This window comes from Nocardia farcinica (assembly GCF_029867845.1).
In the GTDB taxonomy this organism is placed as follows: domain Bacteria; phylum Actinomycetota; class Actinomycetes; order Mycobacteriales; family Mycobacteriaceae; genus Nocardia; species Nocardia farcinica_A.
In genome coordinates this window covers 1-3,547 of record NZ_JARWRU010000414.1, presented here as the reverse complement: position 1 = coordinate 3,547, position 3,547 = coordinate 1, and the positions used below count along the sequence as shown (strand labels likewise).

The window sequence follows — 3,547 nt, the reverse complement described above, 5'->3', positions numbered from 1 at the left end:
TGTTCCGGGGGGGGGCCCGGGTTGGCGGTTCCCCTTTAGGCCGCGGGCCCGGGGCCTTTCCCCCTCCCCCCGCCCCCCCGCGGGTTGTGGTGGTCAGGGTCCGGTGGTGATGAGGGCGGCGATGCCGAGCCAGAGCCAGTGCCAGGACTGGTCGAGGTGGGCGGCGCCGGTAGCGAGTCCGGTGCCGGCGCGGTAGAAGCCGCCGGAGCCGAGAAGGTCGGCGAGCCAGGCCAAGGTGGCGCGGCGGTCGGCCCAGTAGTGCGTGACCGCCGAGACCGTCAGTCCAGCCGCAGCCCACGCCGGTTGGACCGGCATGCCGAGCCACCAATCGACGGTGGCCAGGCACAGGGCGAGGGTGAGGGTGTAGGTGGCGACGTGCTTGGTGCAGGCCCAGCGCCCGCTCCAGCCGGGTCGGCCTTTGGTCTGGGCCTGGTGGTCGGTCTGCACCCAGTAGTCGCCGACCTGGTGGGCGACGAGGTAGGTGCCGAGAACGGCCGCGAACACCGCCGCGCCGGTCATGCGGTCCTCCTGGCGGCGGTGGGGAACTGGCTCCAGATCACGCCGTCGAGTTCGCGGCCGGCGGCCTTGGGGGTGCGTCCGCCCCACTGCTTGAAGAAGAACGCCGTGCCCGCGGTGACGCACTGGTCGCGCAGGTCGCGCACCCATTCCGGGTCGATCGGCCGCGCGGCCGGGCCGGATTCCCCGCCGACGATCACCCAGTCGATCGCCGGGCGCGGCGCCCAGTCCGCACAGGCGCCACCGCAGGCGCATTCGTTGTGGTCGCCGTCGTCGGGCCACCGGCACGAGCAGCCGTCCGGGCACCGGTCGGGGAAGAGCCACGGGTCGAGGTCGATCGGGCCCAGCAGCGGCTCGCACGACAGAAAACGCACCGCGGCGTCGATGGCGAGCAGGTCGGTGATGCGGTGGGTGACCGCACCGTGCTCGACCGAGGTGCCGATCCAGACGTTGTCGGGCAGCACCAGGCCGCGTTCGGTCAGCCGCCGCGCCCGCGACGGGCGCTTGGTCAGCACCTGGTAGGTGTGCTGCGGCGTCTGCCGCATGACCTCGACGACGGCGTGGACGAAGGCGTCGGGGACACGGGCGTGGAACAGGTCGGACATGGAGTTGACGAACACCATCCGCGGTGCCCGCCACCGCCGCGGGATGTCGAGGGCGTCGGGGTGGACGCTCACGCCGAACCCGGGCCCGGAGGTGCGCGGGTCGCCGTCGCGCTGATACTTCGCCGAGCCCATCGCCTTGAGCCGTTTGGCCATCGCCAGGGCGTAGCAGTGGTCGCAGCCCGCGCTGATCCGGTCACAGCCGGTGACCGGGTTCCAGGTGGTTTCTGTCCATTCGATACCGGTGGCGCTCATGCGGCGGTCCTTTCGATCGGTTCTCCGGTGATGGCTTCGACGAGGGCGCAGCCGATGACCTCGGGCACCGGTGGGGTGACCGCGTTGCCGTAGCCGGCCGCCTGGGTGCGCTTGTCGCCGATGGGGATGTAGGTGGGCGGGAATGCCATCCCGGCCCGGATCTCGTCGGGTTCGAGCATCCGGAACGTGCACTCGGCCAGGATTCTGTCGGGGTCGATGCCGAGCAGGCCGTGCCGGTCGCGGGTGGTCAGGGTGCCCATCGGCTCGGTGAGCGGGCGGGCGAGGCCGGTGCGGTAGTAGGGCACGAGCAGCTGCTCACGCGTGCCCGCCAGCTGCTCGACGACCGCGGTCGATCCGGGCGGCTGCACCAGGCCGTGGTGAAAGCCCCTGGCGGAGAAGGTGCCCAGCGGTTCTCCGACGTGGCGGGCGGTCTTCCTGCTGCCGCCGCCGCGCAGGCTGGTGATGAACGGCGGGATGGCCACGGCGAGTTCGCGGCGGGTGGTCTGTGTCGGCAGCGGCTGGCCGGTGCTGCGGGCGGTGAGGTCGGCGCGCTTGCTGGTCTGCACGATCAGCGGCGGCACCACCAGGCCGTCGCTCTCGCGGGTCGTGCGGGCGGGCATCGGCGCCGACAGCGCGGTGGGGTCGGCGCGCCAGGTGCCCCCGGCCGGGGTCAGGAACGACTCACCAGCGAATTTCGCCAGCCCGATCCGGATCCGCTCCATCGTGGCCGCGGCCAGCGGGCGGGCCCGCTCGCCGATCTTCTCTCCCGGATCCAGGCTCCAGTCGATGGCGGCGGCGGCCGGGACCGTGAACGGCTCCACGATCTGGAAGCGGCAGGACTTGGCCGGGCAGCGGTAGACGTACTGGCCGTGGCGGGCGCCGTAGCGGCCCATGTCGATGCCGGGCTGCTTCCAGGACTGCACCGCGTCCACCACCCGATCGCAAGTCGGGCACCAGGCTTTCGGGCGCAACCATTTGTCCCAGTCCGGGCGTCGCCCCAGGGATTTGAGCCAGTAGGCGACATAGAGCCGGTCGCGGCTCTGCGGTGCGGGCAGGCACCGGCGCGGCACCGCGTGCATGCTGTTGAGCGCGATCACCCGGGTCTCGTAGCCGGGGCCGATCGACTCGATCGCGCGCAGCCAGCGGTCCCACTGATCCCAGCGACGGCACTGGATGACGTTCTCCATCACCCCGGCCAGCACCGGGGTGCCGCGCCCGGCCATCGCCCGCAGGTAGCGCGGGATCTGCTCGACCAGCCCGCGCGAGCGGGCCTCAGCCGGATCCTCGATCACCGTCCCCAGCTCGTCGTCGCTGAGCAGCGTGTACTGATTCGACTTGTCGAAGTACCGTTTGCGGCCCTTGGCGTCGGTCCAGGCCGGGCACGCCGGCGACGCCCAGAACAACTCGGTATAGGGCAAGGTCGCCAGGTCGATGGCTTCGACGTCGCCGGGCGGAAGATGCTCGGCGTCCGGGAAGTTCAGTGTGTGGACCTCCACACACACCGGGTTGTGGTTGGCCGCCAGCCGCAACTCGATGCCGGGAACCTCCTCCCAGCCCAGCGAATCGCCACCCCAACCGGCGAAGTAGACCGTGGATCTCAGAGACATCCGAACCCCCATCATGTGAACAAAATTCGCGTACTCAGTTCACATTGAGGCTCGGCCGAGTGTTTGTCAACTATGTTCGCGAACAGTGTTATGCGATGATGGCGGGCATGAGCGACGAGACCGACCACGCGGCCGCGATCCGCGCCGCGCGAGCGGCCTACGACCAGGCCCGCTCGGAGTTGTTCGCCACCATCCGCGCCGCCCTCGACGATGGCGTCGGCCCGTCCGCGATCGCCCGATACAGCGACTTCACCCGCGAGTACATCGCCCGCATCCGCGATGGCAAGGGGCCCAAAGACATTCGGGGGTAGCCCGCGGTGACGCCAGGCGCCGAACTCGGCCTGGCAGGTGAGTCCGGTGTCGCCGAACCAACGATCTTTCGCTTACGAGGTGAATGGTTCGGCGGGACGGCCTTCGGCCCGTTAGTACTGCAACGACACTCAGGTGAGTGGGTGGCCTCGTCGCCGGTAGTGGGATAGCCGGGCTTGGTGTTGTCGTCGGCGGCGCCATCGTGACCAGGCCCAGACGTGGCCGGGGTCGTGGTGGCGGGGCAGGACCAGGGCGACG

Annotated in this window: 4 protein-coding genes; 1 reads left to right on the top strand and 3 read right to left on the bottom strand. The window is 70.6% G+C overall.

Annotation, left to right across the window (positions count from 1 at the left end; all coding sequences use genetic code 11):
• Positions 1–93: 93 nt before the first annotated feature.
• From QH283_RS08855 to QH283_RS08845, 3 genes are read right to left on the bottom strand one after another with little or no spacing between them, the layout of a single operon-like run.
• Positions 94–519: a DUF3307 domain-containing protein gene (locus QH283_RS08855; protein WP_011212441.1), complete on the bottom strand. Its 426-nt coding sequence runs from the start codon at positions 517–519 to the stop codon at positions 94–96.
• Positions 516–1,373 (bottom strand): DUF5131 family protein, encoded by an 858-nt coding sequence (locus tag QH283_RS08850; protein ID WP_011212442.1) that lies wholly within the window; start codon positions 1,371–1,373, stop codon positions 516–518. Before QH283_RS08850 ends, QH283_RS08855 begins: the two co-directional genes overlap by 4 nt.
• A complete protein-coding gene (locus QH283_RS08845) occupies positions 1,370–2,980 on the bottom strand; it encodes a DNA cytosine methyltransferase (RefSeq protein ID WP_041561600.1) in 1,611 nt (536 codons plus the stop codon). The genes QH283_RS08850 and QH283_RS08845 overlap by 4 nt, the downstream gene beginning before the upstream one ends.
• A gap of 107 nt (positions 2,981–3,087) precedes the next feature.
• On the opposite strand from QH283_RS08845, the gene QH283_RS08840 reads away from it, so the two are divergent.
• On the top strand, positions 3,088–3,291 hold the full coding sequence (locus QH283_RS08840; RefSeq protein ID WP_127516400.1) for a hypothetical protein: 204 nt from the start codon (positions 3,088–3,090) through the stop codon (positions 3,289–3,291).
• Positions 3,292–3,547 lie beyond the last annotated feature (256 nt).